This is a genomic window from Dyella acidisoli (assembly GCF_030160295.1).
GTDB classification, from domain to species: domain Bacteria; phylum Pseudomonadota; class Gammaproteobacteria; order Xanthomonadales; family Rhodanobacteraceae; genus Dyella_B; species Dyella_B acidisoli.
Map to the genome: position 1 here is coordinate 377,592 of NZ_BSOB01000046.1, position 19,149 is coordinate 396,740.

General features: G+C 60.4%; 18 protein-coding genes. 4 read left to right on the forward strand and 14 right to left on the reverse strand.

Going from position 1 to position 19,149, the window contains the following annotated elements:
• Nucleotides 1-3: 3 nt before the first annotated feature.
• The 5 genes from sufD to QQJ86_RS18065 form a co-directional block, all read right to left on the reverse strand.
• The gene (gene sufD / locus QQJ86_RS18045) at nucleotides 4-1,317 is read right to left on the reverse strand and encodes a Fe-S cluster assembly protein SufD (RefSeq protein WP_284322358.1); all 1,314 of its coding nucleotides are present in this window, start codon (nucleotides 1,315-1,317) and stop codon (nucleotides 4-6) included.
• Nucleotides 1,314-2,087: a Fe-S cluster assembly ATPase SufC gene (sufC, locus tag QQJ86_RS18050; protein WP_284322359.1), complete on the reverse strand. Its 774-nt coding sequence runs from the start codon at nucleotides 2,085-2,087 to the stop codon at nucleotides 1,314-1,316. The genes sufD and sufC overlap by 4 nt, the downstream gene beginning before the upstream one ends.
• Before the next feature lie 15 nt (nucleotides 2,088-2,102).
• Nucleotides 2,103-2,528, reverse strand: coding sequence for a lysozyme inhibitor LprI family protein (locus QQJ86_RS18055; protein WP_284322360.1), 426 nt, complete (start codon nucleotides 2,526-2,528; stop codon nucleotides 2,103-2,105).
• A 252-nt stretch (nucleotides 2,529-2,780) separates the two neighbouring features.
• A complete protein-coding gene (sufB, locus tag QQJ86_RS18060; RefSeq protein WP_284322361.1) occupies nucleotides 2,781-4,247 on the reverse strand; it encodes a Fe-S cluster assembly protein SufB in 1,467 nt (488 codons plus the stop codon).
• Entirely contained in the window at nucleotides 4,244-4,705 is a 462-nt protein-coding gene (locus QQJ86_RS18065; RefSeq protein WP_284322362.1) for an SUF system Fe-S cluster assembly regulator, read from the reverse strand. Before QQJ86_RS18065 ends, sufB begins: the two co-directional genes overlap by 4 nt.
• A 271-nt stretch (nucleotides 4,706-4,976) precedes the next feature.
• Here QQJ86_RS18065 and QQJ86_RS18070 point away from each other — a divergent pair, with 271 nt between their 5' ends.
• The 4 genes from QQJ86_RS18070 (at nucleotide 4,977) to murU (ending at nucleotide 8,495) form a co-directional block, all read left to right on the forward strand.
• A complete protein-coding gene (locus QQJ86_RS18070) occupies nucleotides 4,977-5,315 on the forward strand; it encodes a P-II family nitrogen regulator (protein WP_284322363.1) in 339 nt (112 codons plus the stop codon).
• A 25-nt stretch (nucleotides 5,316-5,340) separates the two neighbouring features.
• Nucleotides 5,341-6,675, forward strand: a complete 1,335-nt coding sequence (locus QQJ86_RS18075; protein ID WP_284322364.1) for an ammonium transporter — start codon at nucleotides 5,341-5,343, stop codon at nucleotides 6,673-6,675.
• Nucleotides 6,676-6,777: 102 nt separating this feature from the next.
• Nucleotides 6,778-7,791 (forward strand): aminoglycoside phosphotransferase family protein, encoded by a 1,014-nt coding sequence (locus QQJ86_RS18080; RefSeq protein ID WP_284322365.1) that lies wholly within the window; start codon nucleotides 6,778-6,780, stop codon nucleotides 7,789-7,791.
• Complete coding sequence (gene murU, locus QQJ86_RS18085) at nucleotides 7,788-8,495, forward strand: N-acetylmuramate alpha-1-phosphate uridylyltransferase MurU (protein WP_284322366.1); 708 nt, start codon at nucleotides 7,788-7,790, stop codon at nucleotides 8,493-8,495. Before QQJ86_RS18080 ends, murU begins: the two co-directional genes overlap by 4 nt.
• 25 nt (nucleotides 8,496-8,520) lie before the next feature.
• On the opposite strand, the gene motB is transcribed toward murU, so the two are convergent.
• From motB to QQJ86_RS18130, 9 genes are all read right to left on the reverse strand, one after another.
• Entirely contained in the window at nucleotides 8,521-9,465 is a 945-nt protein-coding gene (gene motB / locus QQJ86_RS18090; protein WP_423372824.1) for a flagellar motor protein MotB, read from the reverse strand.
• Nucleotides 9,462-10,334, reverse strand: a complete 873-nt coding sequence (motA, locus tag QQJ86_RS18095; RefSeq protein WP_284322367.1) for a flagellar motor stator protein MotA — start codon at nucleotides 10,332-10,334, stop codon at nucleotides 9,462-9,464. The genes motB and motA overlap by 4 nt, the downstream gene beginning before the upstream one ends.
• 234 nt (nucleotides 10,335-10,568) lie before the next feature.
• Nucleotides 10,569-11,534 (reverse strand): protein translocase subunit SecF, encoded by a 966-nt coding sequence (gene secF, locus QQJ86_RS18100; RefSeq protein WP_284322368.1) that lies wholly within the window; start codon nucleotides 11,532-11,534, stop codon nucleotides 10,569-10,571.
• 12 nt (nucleotides 11,535-11,546) lie between these two features.
• The gene (gene secD, locus QQJ86_RS18105) at nucleotides 11,547-13,439 is read right to left on the reverse strand and encodes a protein translocase subunit SecD (protein WP_284322369.1); all 1,893 of its coding nucleotides are present in this window, start codon (nucleotides 13,437-13,439) and stop codon (nucleotides 11,547-11,549) included.
• 79 nt (nucleotides 13,440-13,518) lie between these two features.
• Complete coding sequence (yajC, locus tag QQJ86_RS18110; protein ID WP_284322370.1) at nucleotides 13,519-13,851, reverse strand: preprotein translocase subunit YajC; 333 nt, start codon at nucleotides 13,849-13,851, stop codon at nucleotides 13,519-13,521.
• Between the two features lie 288 nt (nucleotides 13,852-14,139).
• A complete protein-coding gene (gene tgt / locus QQJ86_RS18115; RefSeq protein ID WP_284322371.1) occupies nucleotides 14,140-15,267 on the reverse strand; it encodes a tRNA guanosine(34) transglycosylase Tgt in 1,128 nt (375 codons plus the stop codon).
• Nucleotides 15,268-15,443: 176 nt separating this feature from the next.
• Nucleotides 15,444-16,475, reverse strand: a complete 1,032-nt coding sequence (queA, locus tag QQJ86_RS18120) for a tRNA preQ1(34) S-adenosylmethionine ribosyltransferase-isomerase QueA (RefSeq protein WP_284322372.1) — start codon at nucleotides 16,473-16,475, stop codon at nucleotides 15,444-15,446.
• A gap of 194 nt (nucleotides 16,476-16,669) precedes the next feature.
• Complete coding sequence (locus tag QQJ86_RS18125; RefSeq protein WP_284322373.1) at nucleotides 16,670-17,893, reverse strand: RtcB family protein; 1,224 nt, start codon at nucleotides 17,891-17,893, stop codon at nucleotides 16,670-16,672.
• A gap of 52 nt (nucleotides 17,894-17,945) precedes the next feature.
• Nucleotides 17,946-19,070 carry a slipin family protein gene (locus tag QQJ86_RS18130; RefSeq protein ID WP_284322374.1) on the reverse strand — a complete coding sequence of 375 codons (1,125 nt, stop codon included), beginning with the start codon at nucleotides 19,068-19,070 and terminating at the stop codon, nucleotides 17,946-17,948.
• Nucleotides 19,071-19,149 lie beyond the last annotated feature (79 nt).

The following is a 19,149-nucleotide window of genomic DNA, read 5'->3' on the forward strand; positions in this document are numbered from 1 at the left end:
CAATCAGGGTAGATGCGCGAGTAGCGCGTCGGAGAAATGGTCGCGCAGGGTTTCGTTGGGGAGCGCGGCGAACACCGCCCGGCAGAACGCCGATGTAAGCAGCGCGCGCGCTTCCGCATTCGGCAAACCGCGCGAACGCAGGTAGAACAACGCACGCTCATCGAGCTGGCCGACCGTGGCGCCGTGCGCAGCCTTCACCTCGTCGGCGTAGATTTCCAATTCCGGCTTGGTATCGATCTCTGCTTGCGCGGATAACAACAGGTTCTTGTTATTGAGGCTGGCATCGCTGCCGTCGGCACCTTCGGCCACCACGATCGCGCCGCGAAACACGCCGCGCGCACGTTCGTCGGCCACGCCGCGCCAGATGGATTCCGAAGCGGTATTGAGCGCCTGATGGCGAATCGATAGCTGGGTGTCGACATGCTGACGTCCACGCAGCACGAACACGCCGCGCGTATCGAGGCGTGCCTGATCACCGCGCAGTTCTGCGTGCAAGTCATGCCGAACCAATGCGCCGCCCAGTTCCAGCACGTGCAGAGTGGCCTGTGACTTCGCGCCCAAGTGCATACTGCCGCGACGGATCAATGTGCTTTCTTCGGCGGCGTTTTGCAGCAACGCATGCTGAAGCTTGGCACCATCGCGCACCACGATATCGCTGACCAGCGTAGCCAGGTGCTTGTGCTGCGCCGTGGCCAGGTGATGCTCGACCAGATCGAGTTCTGCGCCTTCGCCCAGTTCGATCACGTTACGCACGTGCCACGCCGCATCACCTTGCGCAGGCGTGCCAGCAAAACACAGGTGAACCGGCTTACCCACACGCACGCCGGGCGCCACACGCAGCACCACGCCATCGCCGGCCAGCGCCGCATTGAGTCGCGCGAATGCATCACCCGCTTCCCGATAGTGACGACTGAGGGCGAAGCGCAGTGGCTCTGGATCGTTTTCCAATACACGGGAAAGCGGCTGCAGCGACAAACCCGGCGGCAAGGCTTCGAGCCGCGACAGGTCGGCGCGAAACACGCCGTTGACGAACACCAGCCGCGGACCATCGATACCCGGCAAAGTCAGTGCATAGGGATCAACCGGATGCGAAGCCGCCGCTGCATCGCCCAGCGCGAATCGACGCTGGCCGAGCGCGCGCAGCGCAGTGTACTTCCAGGCTTCCGCGCGCGTATCCGGCAACCCGGCCGTGATGAACGCTTCCAGATTTTCGCGCCGTGCTGCATCCAACCATGCCAGACCACTGCCCGGCAGGCGCAGGTTGCCCGCATCACGCAGCGCGTCGATGAAAGGCATGGGTGCCGGTGACTGGCTCATGCACGCGCCTCGTTCGCCAAGGCTGGATCGTGATCGTTGACCCAGGCGTAACCGTGTTCTTCCAGCTTCAGCGCCAGCGTCTTGTCGCCGCTCTCCACGATGCGGCCATCGGCCAGCACATGCACGAAATCCGGCTCGATGTAGTCGAGCAGGCGCTGGTAGTGGGTGATGACAAGGAATGCACGATCCGGCGAACGCAGCGCATTCACACCCTGCGCCACTTGCTTGAGTGCATCAATGTCCAGACCGGAATCGGTCTCGTCCAGAATCGCCAGCTTCGGTTCCAGCACCGCCATCTGGAAGATTTCGTTGCGCTTCTTCTCGCCGCCCGAAAAACCTTCGTTGACGGCGCGATGCAGCAACTCGTCGGAGATCTGCATGATCTTCAGCTTTTCGCGCACGAGCTTGAGGAACTGCATGGAATCCAGCTCCGCTTCACCGCGCTGCTTGCGCTGTGCGTTGAGTGCGGCGCGCAGGAAATACGTGTTGTTCACACCGGGGATTTCCACCGGATACTGGAACGCGAGAAACACACCGGCAGCCGCGCGATCTTCGGGTTCCAGCGCGAGCAGATCGCGTCCTTCGAACGTCACGGAACCGGCCGTGACTTCATAGCCATCGCGGCCGGACAGTACGTTACCCAGCGTCGACTTGCCGGCCCCGTTCGGGCCCATGATGGCGTGCACCTCGCCCGGGTTCACGGTAAGCGTGAGGCCCTTGAGGATGTCCTTGCCCTCGACGCGGGCGTGCAGGTTTTCGATCTTCAGCATGGTTAAAAAGTCACATCAAGGTTGATGAGGTACGACGGTGGGGTGAGCCACCAGATCGGCGCATGACGCGTTATCTCGCTCGCCATAGGCATCGCCGCGTAGAAATTCGCAAAGACGGGCGACGCGTTCGAGCACCAGACCCGTTTGATAAAGATTCCGCGCCATGGGATATGCCGTGCCCGCAGTGCCAGCGGCCCGATCTTGATCGGCGATGGCAAAGTGAGCGGCGACATCCGCGTCGCGATAAGTCAGCCAGCCGCGCTGGGCTTGGCGGACCTTCGTAGTCATGGCCGGAAACGCGGCCCATTTCTTCAGCACCGCTTGATAGGTTGCGTTGAGTTGGTGGTTGGCATCGCTCAGCGCAGCGGCGGAACACTCATCCATGTCGCGCTGGGTATTGGCCTTGGCGCAGTAGCGGTCCACGACCTGCTGATCTGACATGGGTTGGTCGGCGTGTACAGCACCAACCGCACCAAGCAACAGCAAACCAAGCAACATCTTCTCGAGTGCAAGCTCCCTCTCCCCTCCGGGGAGAGGGTTGGGGTGAGGGGCTGCGCTTGCCATAACAGCTGTAGTCATAACGAAAGGTTTTGCCTTTTAATTCTTTAGCTAGGAAGCAACTGTCTCGCGAGGTTGCCCCCTCACCCCAGCCCTCTCCCCGGAGGGGAGAGCGAGTGAGAAGCTGAGGCATCCTTAGCCCACTGCACCTTCCAACGAAACCTCCAGCAGCTTCTTCGCCTCCACCGCAAACTCCATCGGCAGCTCGCGGAACACCTGCTTGCAGAAACCGTCCACGATCATCGACACCGCATCTTCTTCACCAATACCGCGCGAGCGGCAGTAGAAGAGCTGATCGTCCGAAATCTTGGAGGTGGTGGCTTCGTGCTCGACGATTGCCGTGGGATTTTTCACTTCCATATACGGGAAGGTGTGCGCGCCGCATTTCTTGCCGATCAGCAGTGAATCGCACTGCGTGTAGTTGCGCGCGCCTTCAGCGCCCTTCTCCACCTTCACCAGACCGCGATAGCTGTTGGAGCTCTTGCCGGCACTGATGCCCTTGGAAACAATCTTGGATTTGGTGCCTTTGCCGATGTGGATCATCTTGGTGCCGGTGTCGGCTTGCTGGCGATGGTGTGTGAGCGCCACCGAATAGAACTCGCCAACCGAGCGATCGCCGCGCAGCACGCAACTCGGATACTTCCAGGTAATCGCGGAACCCGTTTCGACCTGCGTCCAGGAAATCTTCGAATCGCCGCCGCGGCAATCACCGCGCTTCGTAACGAAGTTGTAGATGCCGCCGCGACCTTCTTCATCGCCCGGATACCAGTTCTGCACGGTGGAATATTTGATCTGCGCTTTTTCGAGCGCGACCAGTTCCACTACCGCGGCGTGCAACTGATTCTCGTCGCGCATCGGCGCGGTGCAGCCCTCGAGGTAGGAAACGTAGGCGCCGTCTTCGGCGATGATCAGCGTGCGCTCGAACTGGCCGGTGTGGCCGGCGTTGATGCGGAAATAGGTCGACAACTCCATCGGGCAACGCACACCCTTCGGAATGAACACGAACGAGCCATCAGAGAACACCGCCGAGTTCAGCGCGGCAAAGTAGTTGTCACCGGTCGGCACGACGCTGCCCAGGTACTTCTGTACCAGTTCCGGATATTCGCGGATCGCTTCGCTCATTGAGCAGAAGATCACGCCGGCTTCCGCCAGCTCTTTACGGAAAGTGGTGCCCACGGATACGGAATCGAACACCGCATCCACCGCCACGCCCGCGAGCCTGGCGCGCTCGTGCAGCGGCACACCGAGCTTGTCGTAGGTTTCCAGCAGCTTGGGATCGACCTCGTCGAGCGATTTCGGCTTGTTCTTCGGCGAGGCGTAGTAGCTGATCGCCTGGAAGTCGATCGGCGCAATGCTGAGCTTGGCCCAGTGCGGCGTGGGCATGGTGAGCCAGTGGCGATACGCCTTCAGGCGCCACTCGGTCATCCACTCCGGCTCGCCTTTCAATGCCGACAGCTGGCGCACGATATCTTCCGACAAACCCGGCGGCAGGCTGTCTGTTTCGATGTCGGTGACGAACCCGGCTTCGTAGCGACGGCCGAGCGCGGCGGCGACTTCAGCGTTGTCGCGCAGCACGACGGGGCTATCGTTCTCGATGGTCATGATGCTGTCCTGCCTTTCAATTCGGTAAGCGCCACGGTCGCAACGGGTGACGGCGCGGGATGCAGCATGTCGGCCAAGCTCATCGTGCGCAGCGCGTTGTCGAGTACGTGGTTGATGCGTTGCCAGCTGCCGCGCACGCCGCATTGGGCTTCGCGTTCGCACTGGCCTTCGCCGAGGGTGCATTCGGTCATGCCGAGCGGGCCTTCGATCGCCTCAACGATGTCGGCCACGCTGATCTGCTGCGCGGGCCGCGCCAGGCGATAGCCGCCGTTTACACCGCGGAAGGATTCCACCAGTCCCGCATGCCCCAGCGACTTCAGCAGCTTACTGACGGTAGGCAGTTCCAGATGCGCCTCTTCGGCGATCTGGGCCGTGCTGAGGACGTCGTCGCCAGGATGCGTGGCGATGCAAGTCATCACCACAGTGGCGTAGTCCGTTAGTCGGCTGACACGAAACATGGGGAAAAAGAGACACGGCTTAATTCGTACCGAAATGGTACAGATTAGTGGTTAATGGGTCAAACCTAGCCTGCTCGCCGCCCCGGCGAAGAGTGAGGTCAATTTGCGCCATAACGGTGCAAAGCATGCACCAAATCATTCTTCATCTCGGCCTGACTATCCTCATCCCATCGCCAGAAATGGCGCTCTGGCGGGGCCTGACGCCTCCCGCTCACGCTTGGCACATATTCTGCTGTGACGCAACAAAGCCACCCTCACGGAGCCGTCGCGCATGAAATGGGTTACCGCCATCATCAAACCCTTCACCTTGGACGATGTGCGCGAGGCGCTGGGCGAGGCCGGCGTACAGGGCATGACCGTCACCGAGGTAAAGGGCTTCGGCCGACAGCGCGGACATACCGAGCTGTATCGCGGCGCGGAGTACGTGGTCGACTTCCTGCCCAAGCTGAAGATCGAGATTGCCGTGGCGGATGAGCAGGTCGAGCTGGCCGTCGAGGCCATCATCCGCGCGGCGCGTACCGGCAAGGTGGGCGACGGCAAGATTTTCGTGAGTGACCTGGAACAGGTGATTCGCATCCGTACGCAGGAAGTGGACGCAGATGCGCTTTGACATGCGGGGAAATGGGGAACGGGGGATGACCAAGTATCGACATGTTTTGCGGCTTATCGTCGCCATGCTGGCAGCCGGCTTGGCCGTGCCGGCTTTTGCGCAGGCCACGCCTGCTCCCGTGCTCAACGGCGGCGACACCGCCTGGATGCTCGTCGCCAGCGCATTCGTCTTGATGATGACGATTCCCGGCGTGGCGCTGTTCTACGGCGGCATGGTGCGCGCAAAGAACCTGCTGTCGGTGATGATGCAGTGCCTGGCAATCACCGCCCTGGTAACGGTGCAGTGGATGATCTACGGCTATTCGCTGGCCTTCAGCACCGAAGGCATGCACGCAGGTATTACCAACTGGCATTCGTTTCTCGGCGCCTTCGATCGGGTCATGCTGGCAGGGCTTACGCCTTCCACGCTGTATCAGACCGTGCCGGAAAGCGTGTTTGTGATGTTCCAGCTGACCTTCGCGATCATCACTCCGGCGCTGATCATCGGCGCGTATGCGGAGCGCATGAAGTTCAGCGCCATGTTGTGGTTCAGTGGCTTGTGGCTGACGTTCGTCTACCTGCCGATCGCACACATGGTGTGGAGCGGCCCAGGCTCGCTGCTGGGCGATCTGGGCGTGCTCGATTTCGCCGGCGGCACGGTGGTGCATATCAACGCAGGTATCGCCGGTCTGGTCGCCTGCCTGGTGATCGGCAAGCGCCGCGGCTTTCCGCATACGCATATGCCGCCGCATAACCTGGGCTATACGGTGATCGGCGCGGCCCTGCTGTGGCTGGGTTGGTTTGGTTTCAATGCGGGCTCTGCCGTGGCTGCCAACGGCAACGCCAGCATGGCCATGCTGGTGACCCAGATCGCCACTGCTGCAGCCGTGATCGGCTGGGTGGCGGTGGAGTGGCTCGTGCACAAACGCGCCAGCGTGCTCGGCGCGGCTTCAGGCGCAGTCGCCGGGCTGGTTGCGATCACTCCCGCGGCGGGCACGGCAGGGCCTGGCGGCGCACTGATCATCGGCTTCGCCGCGGGTGCTGCGTGTTTCTTCACCGCAACCAAGCTCAAGCACAAGCTCGGTTACGACGACACACTCGACGTATTCGGCGTGCACGCCATCGCCGGCATCATCGGCGCGCTGCTTACCGGTGTGTTCGCAGCGCCAAAGCTGGGTGGCTTTGGTACGGTGATTTCACCGCTGGCGCAGTTGTGGATCCAGGCGAAAGGCGTGGGCTTCACCATCGTGTGGAGCGGCGTGTTGAGCTGGGTGATCCTGAAGCTGGTGGATCTGACGATCGGCTTGCGCGTGGGGCCCGAGCAGGAACAGGTGGGCCTGGATATCGCCGAGCATGAGGAGCGGGCGTACAACCTGTCTTGATGCTATCTCCCTCCCCTGCTTGCAGGGGAGGGAGCAAATCAATGGTATCGCCGTGATGCGCGCAAGCTCTAAGCTTTGTATGTGTCCGCAACGAATGCCCTCATGCAAAGCATCACCGACCGCGCCGCTGCTCGCCTCACCTGGACGCGCGCAGCACTTGGCGATCATTCGCTAACACTCGAACCTGCCTCCTCCGACGCCAGCTTCCGCAGCTACTGGCGCACGCATTACGACGGACAAAGCTGGATCGTGATGGATTCACCACCCGCGCAGGAAGATCCGCGCCCGTGGCTGAAGATCGGCCAGCAACTCGCCGATGCAGGCTTGCATGTTCCGACTGTGCACGCGCAGGACCTCGAACAAGGCTTTCTGCTGATCGAGGATCTTGGCACGCGGCTTTATCTCAACGAGCTCAACGACCATAACGCCGACGCGCTCTACAGCGATGCCATGGATGCACTGCTGCGCATGCAGACACGCATGGATTACGGCGAATTGCCGCCCTTCGATCACCGTATATTGGCGAGCGGGCTGGAAGTGATGCCTGAATGGTTCCTCGGCCGTCATCTCGGGCACACACCCGAGTGCGGCGAATGGGACGTTCTGAAAGCCGCATTCGGTGTGATCATCCGCAACGCGCAGGAACAACCGCGTTGCTTCGTGCATCGCGATTACCACAGCCGCAACCTGCTGGTGGTGGAACACAATAATCCCGGCATCATCGATTTTCAGGGCGCGCTCGCCGGCCCTATCACGTATGACCTAGCTTCGTTGTTGCGCGATGCTTACATCGTATGGCCGCGCGAACGCGTGGAAGACTGGGTGGAATCCTATCGGCAGCGATTGCACAAGGCTTGTGTGATCGGTGCCGACATCGATTGCGAGCACTTTCTGCGCTGGTTCGACCTCACTGGTTTGCATCGCCACGTGCGCGTGCTGGGCCAGTTCTATCGACTGTGGTATCGCGACGGCAAACCGGGTTATCTCGCAGATGTGCCGCGCGTCTATCACTATGTCATTTCGGTGGCGCGCAGCTATCCCGAATTGACCGACTTCGTAGCGCTGATCGAACGTCACGCGGAAGGACGCGACCTCACCCAGGTAACCCTCGCATGAGGCATGCACTGATCTTTGCCGCCGGCCTGGGCGAACGCATGCGTCCTCTCACTAACCACACGCCCAAGCCGCTACTCACCGTGCGCGGCAAACCGCTGATCGCGTGGCATCTGGAAAAACTTGCATCGATGGGCGTGCATTACGTGGTGATCAACACGTCGCATCTGGCTGAGCAGTTCCCGGAAGTGCTCGGCGATGGTGCGCAATGGGGCTTGCGCATTCGCTACGCGTACGAAGGCCCCACGCCGCTCGAAACCGGCGGCGGCATGCTGCACGCGCTGCCGCTGCTAGGGCCGGAGCCGTTCATTGTGATCAATGGCGACGTGTGGACGGATGCGGATTTCGCTGCGCTGCCAGCGGAGCCTGATGGCGTTGCGCATCTGCTGATGGTGGACAACCCGCCACATCATCCGCAGGGAGATTTTGCGCTGGATGAGCAGGGCAAGTTGCACACCGAAGGCGATCAACGACTCACCTATAGCGGAATCGGTGTTTATCGGCGCGAGCTTTTGAATGATTGGCAAAGCATCATCGGCGATTCAACGAATAACAAGCACCCGTGCTTCAAGCTCGCACCACTATTGCGCGCAGCGATGCAACGGGGCTGGGTGAACGGCAGCCATCATCGGGGCGAATGGACGGATGTAGGTTCGCCTGAAAGGTTGGCAGCGTTGAACGCAGAACGTTCGGATGAAAATGCGTAGTTGGATTGCAAACGCAAACCTCAACCTACGGCGCACCTGACGCAAGCGGCGTAATCGTGACCGGTGAGGGTAATGTGCGTGACGGCACAGCCTCCGCTTGTTCCTGCGAAAGCGCTGCATCCTGGGCTTGCTTGGTCATCATGATGATGCTGATGCGCCGATTGATCGGATCGCTAGGATTGACTTTGTCGAACGGCACTGAAGCCGCCAGCCCCACCACGCGCGCAATCTTTCCTTCTTCAAGGCCAGCATCCAGCAAGGCACGCCGCGCTGCATTGGCGCGATCTGCGGAAAGCTCCCAATTGCTGTACTGGCTGACGCCACTGTACGGCGCATCGTCAGTATGTCCCGAAATACTGACCTTGTTGGGCGCCTGATCGATGAAGCCCGCCAGCTCGTGCAAGATCGCCACGGTATAAGACTTGAGCGTAGCGCTGCCGGTATCGAACATCGGTCGGTTCTGTTTATCTACGATCTGGATGCGCAAGCCTTCGGGCGTGATGTCGAGCAGTAACTGATCCTTGAATGGCTCCAGCGCCTGGCTCTTTTCAATCGCCGCACGCAATTGCTGCATGAGGTTTTCCAGGCGTTCCTTCTCGTGTTCGCGCGCCTGCTTTTCCACGTCCGCGGCATCCGCGCGTGACGCGCGGCGATCCTTGCCCGGGCCGTGCGGGATGTCCATCGCGCCGCCCAGTTTGATCATGCTGTCGCTTGCGCCACCCGGCCCCATTCTGCCTGGCGGCGCCATCGTGGCATTGCCTTGCGCCATGCTGGGATTTTTGAAGTATTCGGCGATCGCTGCGCGCTGCTGGCGCGTGCCCACGCCGAGCAGCCACATGACCAGGAAGAACGCCATCATCGCGGTGACGAAGTCGGCATACGCCACCTTCCACGCACCACCGTGATGACCGTGTTTCTTGCGCCGCGAACGGCGCACCACGATCACCATGTCGCGATCCTGCTCGCTCACGCCGCCGCTCCCGCGCGTGCCGCATCTTTCAGATGATCCTCGAAATCCTGGAAGTTAGGCCGTGCCTGCGGCGACAACGACTTGCGTGCAAACTCCACGGATACCTTTGGGTTATAGCCCCGCAGGGAAGCCAGCAAGGCCACCTTCACGCACTCAAACGCTTTGCCGTCTTCCTGCACGCGGCTTTCCATCGCCGCCGCCAGCGGGCCGACAAAGCCGTAGCACAACAAAATGCCAAGGAAGGTGCCCACCAGCGCGCCGGCAATATGCTCACCAATCTGCGAAGTGTCCCCACCAAGCTGAGACATGGTGGTAACGATGCCGAGCACCGCTGCCACAATACCGAAGCCCGGCAACGCATCTGCCATCTTCATCACGGCCAGCGCAGGTGCTTCCGCTTCGTGATGATGGGTTTCCAATTCCACCTCCAGCAACTGTTCCAGCTCATGCGGATTCATGTTGCCGCCCACCATCAATCGCAGACAGTCAGTGATGAATTCGATCAGGTGATGCTCATTCACCAGGCGAGGATAGGCACCGAAGATCGAGCTCGATTGCGGATCTTCGATGTGCGACTCCAGCGCAAGCAGACCTTGCTTGCGCATCACGCTAAAAATGTCGTACAGCAGTGACAGCAGGTCGACGTAATCCTGCTTGCGATACGTGGGCCCTTTGAACAGCGCGGCCACATTCTGCAACGCACCTTTCACAATCTTCGGCGGGTTGGCCGAGAGGAACGCACCCATCGCGCCGCCACCGATGATCATCAGTTCACTCGGCTGCCATAGCGCAAGAATATGGCCGTGCGAAAGCAGGTAACCGCCCAGGACGCAGGAAAGCACCACCAGGGAACCGATCACGACAAGCATGGGGGGACTCCATTCGGGACGTTAGCGTCCTTCCCTGCTTATCGACCGATGGAGTACAAAATTTAGATCGAAAAGTTTGCGTAATGTGATGCGCATCAAGCGCAAACTGTTGTCATATACGTGCGCACTGCGTCAGTTACGTAACAGCGGATGTAGGCTGGGGTTTGCATCCCAACCTACAAAAAAACGGCCCGGGAGACCGGGCCGTTTTGCATGCACATGACGCGATGAAAATTACGGACGGCGAGCCAGTTCCGGATTTTCCTTGGTCACCGGCATCAGATCCTTCTTCGACACGCCCAGCCACAACAGAATGGGGCTTGCCACGAAGATCGATGACAGCGTACCGACCAGGATGCCGATCAGCATCGTAATCGCGAAACCATGCACCGAGGGACCACCGAAGAAATACAGCGCGGCCATCGCAATACTGGTGAACGTCGAGGTGATGATGGTTCGCGACAGCGTGCTGTTGATCGAACGATTGAGCACTTCTTCCGGATCGGCCTTGCGCGAGGAGCGGAACAGTTCGCGAATACGGTCGAACACCACCACCTTGTCGTTGATCGAATAACCGATCACCGCCAGCACCGAAGCCAGCACGGTCAGGTCGAATTCGCGCTGCACCAACGAGATCACGCCCAGCGTCACCAACACGTCATGCACTTCGGTGGCGAGCGCGGCAATCGCGAAGCGACGTTCGAAACGGATCCACAAATACAGACCGATACCGATGATCACGAAGATCGCGGCGGTAACGCCATCGCTACGCAGCTGTTCGCCCACCTGCGGGCCTACGTAGTTCTTGCCGGCGATCTTGGCATCAGGGCGCGCGGTTTGCAGAGCCTTCGCCACGTCGTTGGAGATCAAATCAAGATTGGGCGATTTACCCTCTTGCAGCACGTAGTGCTTGTCGTCTTTGGGCTGAAAGCGGAGAGACACCTGACGGGTGCCGCCGACGCTCTGCACGACGGCATTCTCGATGCCCCCCTTGTCCAGGGCACTGCGGACATCCTCGACCGATACCGGGTTGTCATAGGTGGCATCCACGCTTACGCCGCCGGTGAAGTCCAGGCCGTAATTCAGACTGCGCGTAGCAAGCAGCACGATCGAGGCCAGCATAAGCAGAACCGCGATGCCAATGCTGACCTTGCGAAGACCCAGGAAATGGACGTTGCTGTTGTGACTAAAAATTTCCATGATCGTCTCCGATTACACCGACAGCGTCTTGAGCTTGCGGCCGCCGTGGATAAGCGCGGTGATCGCATGGGTAACCGTTACCGAGGTGAACATCGAGGTGAGGATACCGATCAGCAGCGTGACGCCGAAGCCCTTGATCGGGCCGGAGCCCATCGTGGTCAGCGCCAGCGCGGCGATAAGGTGGGTGACGTTGGCGTCGAGAATGGTCGCCCAGGCTTTTTCATAACCGGCGCGGATCGCAGCCAACGGCGTGGAGCCGTTGCGCAATTCCTCGCGCACGCGTTCGCAGATCAGCACGTTGGCGTCGATCGCCATACCCAGCGTCAGCACGATACCGGCGATGCCTGGCATGGTCAGCGTCACGCCGATCATCGACATCACCGCCACCAGGATCACCAGGTTGAAGAACAGCGCGACGTCTGCCACCAGACCGAACAGCTTGTAGTAGATCGCAGCTGCCAGCAGCACGAGGCCCAGGCCGAGCAACACGGCCTTCAGGCCCTTCTCGATGTTGTCTTGACCGAGGCTGGGACCGATCACGCCTTCCTGCACGATGTCCATGCGTGCGGCGAGCGAGCCGCCCTTCAGCATCAGCGCCAGTTCCGATGCGGCCTTGGAACTCTGGAGGCCGGTAGTTTGGAACTTGTTGCTGAAGACGCCATTGATGGTGGCGTAATTGATCACCGAATAGGTGGTCTTGGGCGTACGCACTTCCTTGCCGTCGACAATCTTGGTGTCGGTGGTGTTTTCCACGTAAACCACGGCCATCGGCTTGCCGACGTTGTCGCGCGTGAAATCGAGCATCTTCGCCGCGCCTGCCGAGTTCAGCGTGACGCTGACCATCGGCGAGCCGGATTGCGGATCGTTGCCAGACGCAGCATCCACCAGCTCGTCACCGCTAGCGATGATGTTCTTGCTGACCAGGAATGGTTCACCGTGCTGGCCGTAATACAGATGCGCATCCGGCGGCACGTTGCCCGTCTTCGCCGCATCTTGCACGGCGGGGTCACGGGCATCACCCAACCCTGCTACGTACTGCAGAGTAGCCGTGGCGCCAATCACCTTCTTCGCCTCGGCCGGATCTTGCACGCCAGCCAGTTCCACCGAGATGTGGTCTTCGCCTTGCACCTGGATCACCGGCTCGGACACACCTAGCGCGTTGATGCGATTGCTCAGCGTGGCGAGGTTCTGGCGGATCGCATTGACTTGCAGGTCATGCAGCTTGTTCGGTTTGATCGAAGCGTTGAGCGCGAAGCGATCGCCGGTGCTAGCGCCATCCGTCACACCCAGATCGGTGTATTCGGAGGCGATGGCATCGCTGGCCGCGGTGCGATCGGCAGCGGAGCTCAGCATGACGTTCACGCCCTGACCGCGCGTGGCATTGCGCGCTACGGAAATGAAGGGAATCTTCCTGTCCTTCAGCAGCGCAGCAATATCTTGTGTATAGCGATTTTCCTGCCGGTCGACGATGTCGTCCTGGTCAACCGCCATCAGGAAGCGCACGCCACCCTGCAGATCCAGACCCAGCGGCATGGCACGACCGCCGATTGCGGTGAGCCAACGCGGCACGGTGGGCTCGAGGTTGAAGGCGACGGTGTAGCTGTCACCCAGCGTGGCCTTCAGCGCGTCAGCCGCATTCTTCTGCAAGTCACCGTTGGCGAAGCCGATCACGATGTAATCGCCGCGACTGGCATCGTGCTTCAAGCTTTCGTTGACGTAGGGAATCTTGGCGGACTGCAGCGCGGTGATGACCTTCTGCTGCGCGGCCGGATCAAGAGACGTACTCTGGTTGGCCGTTACCTGCACGGCCTGCAATGGCACGTACACGTTCGGCAACCCGTACAAGATGCCCAGCACCAGTACGACGGCGACCAGAAAGTATCTCCAGCGTGGAAAATCACTCATGCCTTGCATCCGGGTGAACCGCGGCGTCTTAGCCGCGGGTAGCGTGAATTAACTAAAGGGAAGGAACGAGCCGCCGCAATTAGGACGACTTCAGCGTGCCCTTCGGCAGCACCTGCTGCACGGCGCTCTTCTGCAGCTTGATCTTCACGTTCGGGGCGATCTCGACCGTGATGAAGGTCTCGCCCACGTCGTCGACGCGGCCAGCGATGCCACCGTTGGTGACCACTTCGTCGCCCTTGGCCAGGCTGGACACCATCTGGCGGTGTTCCTTCTGCCGCTTCATCTGCGGGCGGATCATCATGAAATACATCAGGCCGAACAGCACGATCATCATGATGATCATGGAAATGCCGCCATTGGCAGCACCGCCAGGCGCGGCCTGCGCCAGCACGAAAGTCGTCGGAAGAGTCATCTGCTTATCCCGCAAGTTGTGGCTGCGACTGGAGTTTTTGTCGCAAGCCCAATAAAAAGACGTTGGATTATGCCATGAGAATGGCTCTTTGCGTTCGCCTCCTCTCCCCTCCGGGGAGAGGATTGAGGTGAGGGGTCAACCTCGCCACAGACCTTCGATTTCGTGTCTAAAAACAGCCTGAAAGTTCGCTGTCATTAGCCAAGTTTCACGCAAGATTTGCCCCTCATCCCGTCCCTTTTCCCTCGAAAAAAGGGAAAAGGGAATGTTCTCCCCGAAGGGGAGAGGGAGTTACTCGGCCGCCCCACCCTTTCGCCGGGCATAGAAGTCGGCCACGAACTTCTCCAGCGTCCCTGCCGCAATGGCCTCGCGCAACCCAGCCATCAGGCGCTGGTAGTGGTGCAGGTTGTGGATGGTGGCGAGCTGGCTGCCGAGGATTTCGTTGCAGCGATCCAAATGACGCAGGTACGCGCGGCTGAAGCCTTGGCTGCAGGCGTAGCATTCGCAGCCGTCTTCGATCACGCGAGTGTCGTTGGCGTACTTCGCGTTGCGGATACGCAACGTACCGTGGGACGTGAACAGGAAGCCGTTGCGCGCGTTTCGGGTGGGCATCACGCAGTCGAACATGTCGATGCCGCGTCGGACGGCCTCGACAATATCCTCCGGACGACCGACTCCCATCAGATAGCGCGGCCGATCCTGCGGCAGCATCGGCACGGTGAAATCCAGCGTGTAATTGCGCTCCGCTTCCGGCTCGCCCACCGCCAGTCCGCCGATTGCGTAGCCGTCGAAGCCGATCTGCTTCAACCCTTCGGCTGAGCGCTTGCGCAGGTGTTCGTAAACACCGCCCTGCACAATGCCAAACAGTGCATTGGGGTTGTTCAGATCATTGAATGCGCGACGCGAACGTTCGGCCCAGCGCAAGCTCAGCTCCATCGAATCAGCTGCCACTTTTTCCGTGGCCGGATACGGCGTGCATTCGTCGAAGATCATCGCGATGTCCGAATCCAGCACAGTCTGGATGCGCATCGATTCTTCTGGCGAAAGAAACACCTTGGAGCCATCGACAGGCGAGGCGAACGTCACGCCCTGCTCGGTGATCTTGCGCTTGTGCGCCAGCGAGAACACCTGGAAACCGCCGGAATCGGTGAGGATCGGCGCCTTCCAGCCAATAAAACGGTGCAGACCGCCGAACTCGCCGACGATGTCCAAGCCCGGCCGTAGGAACAGATGGAACGTGTTGCCGAGAATGATCTCCGCCCCCACCTCGACCAGGTCACGTGGCGTCATGGCTTTTACTGAGCCATAGGTACCCACGGGCATGAAGGCCGGGGTTTCCACGGTGCCGCGATCGAAGGTAAGACGGCCGCGCCGCGCGGTGCCGTCAGTGGCGAGGAGGTCGAAGTGCATGGAGGTCATTGGGGAAGTATGGCATTGAACTAGCTCCCTCTCCCCTCCGGAGAGAGGGTTGGGGTGAGGGGCCACCCTCGCAATAAAAGGTGGACCGAAGCGATGCTTCGATTGAATTTCCAGGCAAGCCTTGTCCCCTCACCTCGATCCTCTCCCCGGAGGGGGGAGGAGGAAATGCGCGTGCATCATGAACCCTGCGGCAAGATCAACATCGCATCCCCATACGAGAAAAACCGATACCGCGCCTGCACCGCATGCCGATAAGCCCCCAGCATGAACTCCCTCCCCGCCAAGGCCGACACCAGCATCAAAAGGGTCGATTGCGGCAGATGGAAGTTGGTAATCAATCCGTCGATGCTGGTAATGCGATAGCCGGGGAAGATAAAGATCTGCGTTTCGCCGGCGAACGGGCGTAGCTCGCCGTTCACCGTGGCGCTTTCCAATGCGCGCACCACCGTCGTGCCGACCGCAATCACCCGACCACCTGCGCGGCGCGTGCGATGAATCTGCTCGACCAGCCCCGCGCCGACGTTGAGCCATTCGCGATGCATTTTGTGATGGGAAAGTTCTTCGGTGCGCATGGGCTGGAATGTGCCCGCGCCGACATGCAAGGTCACGTATCCGAAATCCACGCCCATTTCGCGCAGCTGCTTCAGCGATGTCTCGTCGAAATGCAAACCAGCCGTCGGCGCAGCCACCGCGCCCGGCTCGCGCGCATACACCGTCTGGTAGCGCTCCATGTCGCTGGCATCCGCGTGCCGTGAGATGTACGGAGGCAGTGGCATTTCGCCGAGTTTCAGCAGCAAGCGTTCCAGTGGCTCGGGTGATTCGAAGCGCAAATGGAAAAAGCTGTCGTCACGTCCAAGCACCGTGGCATGGCTGCCGTCCGCCAGCACGATCACCGTGCCTTCGCGCGGCTTCTTGCTTACGCCGAGCTGCACAGTGGCTTCATGCGCGCCGGTCACACGCTCGATCAGGATCTCTACCGCGCCGCCGCTTGGCTTCTGCCCATACAAGCGCGCTGGCAGCACACGCGTGTCGTTGAACACGAGCAAATCGCCCTTGCGCAACATGGAAGGCAGGTCGCGAAACATCCGGTCCTGCCATGTATGCGTCGGCACGTTGAGCACCAACAGGCGGCTTGCGCTTCGCTGGGGTAGAGGTGCCTGAGCGATCAGTTCGGGCGGGAGATCGAAGTTGAAATCGGACTTCTTCACGGCGGGAGATTGGCTTGGGATGACGCATTATTGCGCAAATGGGAGCTCACCCGAGCCGGGAGCGCGGAGGCTGTCCAAACGGCAATTCAGGGTGCTCGTCATTCCCGCGCAGCCCGGAATGACTACGATGCGAGAACCAAGCCTTTCGACGGATAAAAAAAAACCGCCTCATCGAGGCGGCGCAAGCTGATCATTCAACCCTTCACGCACAGTACCTGCCGTAGCGTATGCACCACTTCCACCAAGTCAGTCTGCGCAGCCATCACCGCATCGATCGACTTGTACGCCGCAGGTGATTCATCGATCACACCCGCGTCCTTGCGGCATTCGACGTGCGCGGTTGCCTGGCGATGTTGCGACAACGTGATGTTCTGGCGCGCGGCGGTACGACTCATCACACGCCCGGCGCCGTGACTGCAGCTGTGGAAACTTTCCGGGTTGCCCTTGCCACGCACGATGTAGCTGCGTGTGCCCATGCTGCCCGGGATGATCCCCAACTCGCCTTCCCTGGCGCTCACCGCACCTTTACGCGTGACCAGCAGCGATTCACCGCCATGCGTTTCGCGCTGCACATAGTTGTGGTGGCAGTTCACGGCCATCTTCTCCAGTTGGAACTTCGGCAGGCGATGGCGCATTTCGCCCAGTACCCGCTCCAGCATCGCTTCACGGTTGTGCCGGGCGTAGTCCTGCGCCCAAGACACGGCCTCCACGTAATCGTCGAACAGCGGCTCGCCTTCCATGAAGAAGGCTAGATCCTTGTCCGGCAGATGGAAGCCGAGCACGCGATGCGCCAGTTGCTCACGCGCACGCTCGATGAAGTACGTACCGATCAAGTTGCCAGTGCCACGCGAACCGGAGTGCAGCATCACCCACACTGCGTCTGTCTCGTCGAGACAGATTTCGATGAAGTGATTGCCGCCGCCTAGCGTGCCGAGCTGCTTGTCGAGCTTGTCGATGCGAATGTGGCGATGCTTGGCCTTGATCGCTTCCAGACGCTCGTACAGTCCTGACTCAGTCAACCGCGTTTCGATACTGGCTGGCATGCGGTGATGATCGCCGCCACGTCCGTTGCCGACCGGCACGCCACGCTCGATGCTCGAGCGCAGTTGTGCGAGGTTGTCCGGCAGATCCTTCGCACGCAACGTTGTGCGCACCGCGGCCATGCCGCAGCCGATATCCACGCCGACCGCGGCCGGAATGATCGCGCCGCGCGTAGGCACTACCGAACCGACCGTTGCACCTTTGCCGAGGTGCACGTCCGGCATCACCGCCACCCACGGACCGACGAACGGCAACGCGGCGATGTTCTTCAGTTGGCGATGAGCTTGCTCTTCCAGCGGCACGCCGCGCACCCAGCCTTTGATCGGCGTGGCGCTACCTTCGGCATGCAGCAGCTTGTATTGGGATTGCGTTTCCATGATTCATTCTTCCTAGGATCCAGCGCGGCAATTCCCTCTGCCGAACTGGATTTTACTGCTTGAGACTCACTAGCTGCGTCAGCACGCCGTCCAGGCCGCCGAACACGGTGAGCTTGTCGATCTTCTCGGTGACCTTTTCCAAGGACTCCAGCTCCTTCAAGCGCATCAGCGTCGGGCTTTCCTCGATCAGCTTGGCCGTGTTGAGCAAGGAGCGCGTCGCGTTCGCTTCCTCACGACGGCGGATCACGTTGGCTTGGGCCGCCTTCTCCGCCTGCACCACGCTGTTGAGGATCTCTTTCATCTCGCCCGGCAGGATCACGTCCTTCACGCCCACACCAAGCACTTCAAGACCCAGTTCGCTCACGCGACCACGTACGTACGCGAAGATGTCGGCATCCAGTGAGGCCTTGTCGCCGAGCAATTCGTCCAGCGTTTTGGCAGATACCGCCTTGCGCAAGCCGTACTGCAGTTCGCGGTACAAATAATCCCCGTACTTGGCGACTTTGGTACGCGCGGTGACCGGATCGACCACACGCACGCTCGCTGCGAGGTTCACGCGCAGACTTACCTTGTCGCGCGTCAACAGTTCCTGGCCGGACACCTCCATCGACTGCACGCGCAGGTCGATCACCTCGGCCGCCACGTTCTTGCGGAAATTCCAGAACGCATAAGCACCTGGCGTCAATGCGCGCACCAGCTTGCCATCGACGAACAGCAGGCCTGTCGACTCCACTGGCACGTCAACCGTCACGCCCACCTTGGATAGCACGCCAAGCTGACGCAAACGCGCCACCACGTTGGCATCCATCGCCAGAGATTCGGACATCCACACCAGTTGCACTTCGATCTGCACCAATGCATTCCAGTACAGCTTGCGCGTACCCGGCGCCAGCACGTCCTCGAGCTTGCCGTTCTTCAACACCAGGCCAACTTGGTCGGTACCGACGTCGGCCACCAGAAAGTGCTTGGCAAGCTCCTTATCGGTAGACGCCATCAGCACTTCCGCATCGTTGCCGCCATATTCCGGGCGCGCGACGTTGTGCACCACGATCGCCATGCGGTCGAACGGATCGAAGTAGCGATATACACCGGCCGAAAGTACGGCCTGCACTTGACGGTTGCGATACAGCAAACCGCGCTCGCCGTCGCCGATCACGATTTGCTTGATCCATAACATGGGAATACTCCTTCTTCATTTTCCCTTTTCGATCCGCCTGGATAGTCCATCACGCCTTCGAATCGTTAATGCGTGATGG

Coding starts and splice junctions, on each gene's coding strand:
- QQJ86_RS18130 (WP_284322374.1), bottom strand. CDS start 19,070: ATGTTATGGATCAAGCAAATCGTGATCGGCGACGGCGAGCGCGGTTTG.
- sufD (WP_284322358.1), bottom strand. CDS start 1,317: ATGAGCCAGTCACCGGCACCCATGCCTTTCATCGACGCGCTGCGTGAT.
- sufB (WP_284322361.1), bottom strand. CDS start 4,247: ATGACCATCGAGAACGATAGCCCCGTCGTGCTGCGCGACAACGCTGAA.
- motA (WP_284322367.1), bottom strand. CDS start 10,334: ATGCTTGTCGTGATCGGTTCCCTGGTGGTGCTTTCCTGCGTCCTGGGC.
- QQJ86_RS18080 (WP_284322365.1), top strand. CDS start 6,778: ATGCAAAGCATCACCGACCGCGCCGCTGCTCGCCTCACCTGGACGCGC.
- murU (WP_284322366.1), top strand. CDS start 7,788: ATGAGGCATGCACTGATCTTTGCCGCCGGCCTGGGCGAACGCATGCGT.
- QQJ86_RS18070 (WP_284322363.1), top strand. CDS start 4,977: ATGAAATGGGTTACCGCCATCATCAAACCCTTCACCTTGGACGATGTG.
- QQJ86_RS18125 (WP_284322373.1), bottom strand. CDS start 17,893: ATGGAAACGCAATCCCAATACAAGCTGCTGCATGCCGAAGGTAGCGCC.
- sufC (WP_284322359.1), bottom strand. CDS start 2,087: ATGCTGAAGATCGAAAACCTGCACGCCCGCGTCGAGGGCAAGGACATC.
- yajC (WP_284322370.1), bottom strand. CDS start 13,851: ATGACTCTTCCGACGACTTTCGTGCTGGCGCAGGCCGCGCCTGGCGGT.
- QQJ86_RS18075 (WP_284322364.1), top strand. CDS start 5,341: ATGACCAAGTATCGACATGTTTTGCGGCTTATCGTCGCCATGCTGGCA.
- secF (WP_284322368.1), bottom strand. CDS start 11,534: ATGGAAATTTTTAGTCACAACAGCAACGTCCATTTCCTGGGTCTTCGC.
- secD (WP_284322369.1), bottom strand. CDS start 13,439: ATGAGTGATTTTCCACGCTGGAGATACTTTCTGGTCGCCGTCGTACTG.
- QQJ86_RS18065 (WP_284322362.1), bottom strand. CDS start 4,705: ATGTTTCGTGTCAGCCGACTAACGGACTACGCCACTGTGGTGATGACT.
- tgt (WP_284322371.1), bottom strand. CDS start 15,267: ATGACCTCCATGCACTTCGACCTCCTCGCCACTGACGGCACCGCGCGG.
- QQJ86_RS18055 (WP_284322360.1), bottom strand. CDS start 2,528: ATGTCAGATCAGCAGGTCGTGGACCGCTACTGCGCCAAGGCCAATACC.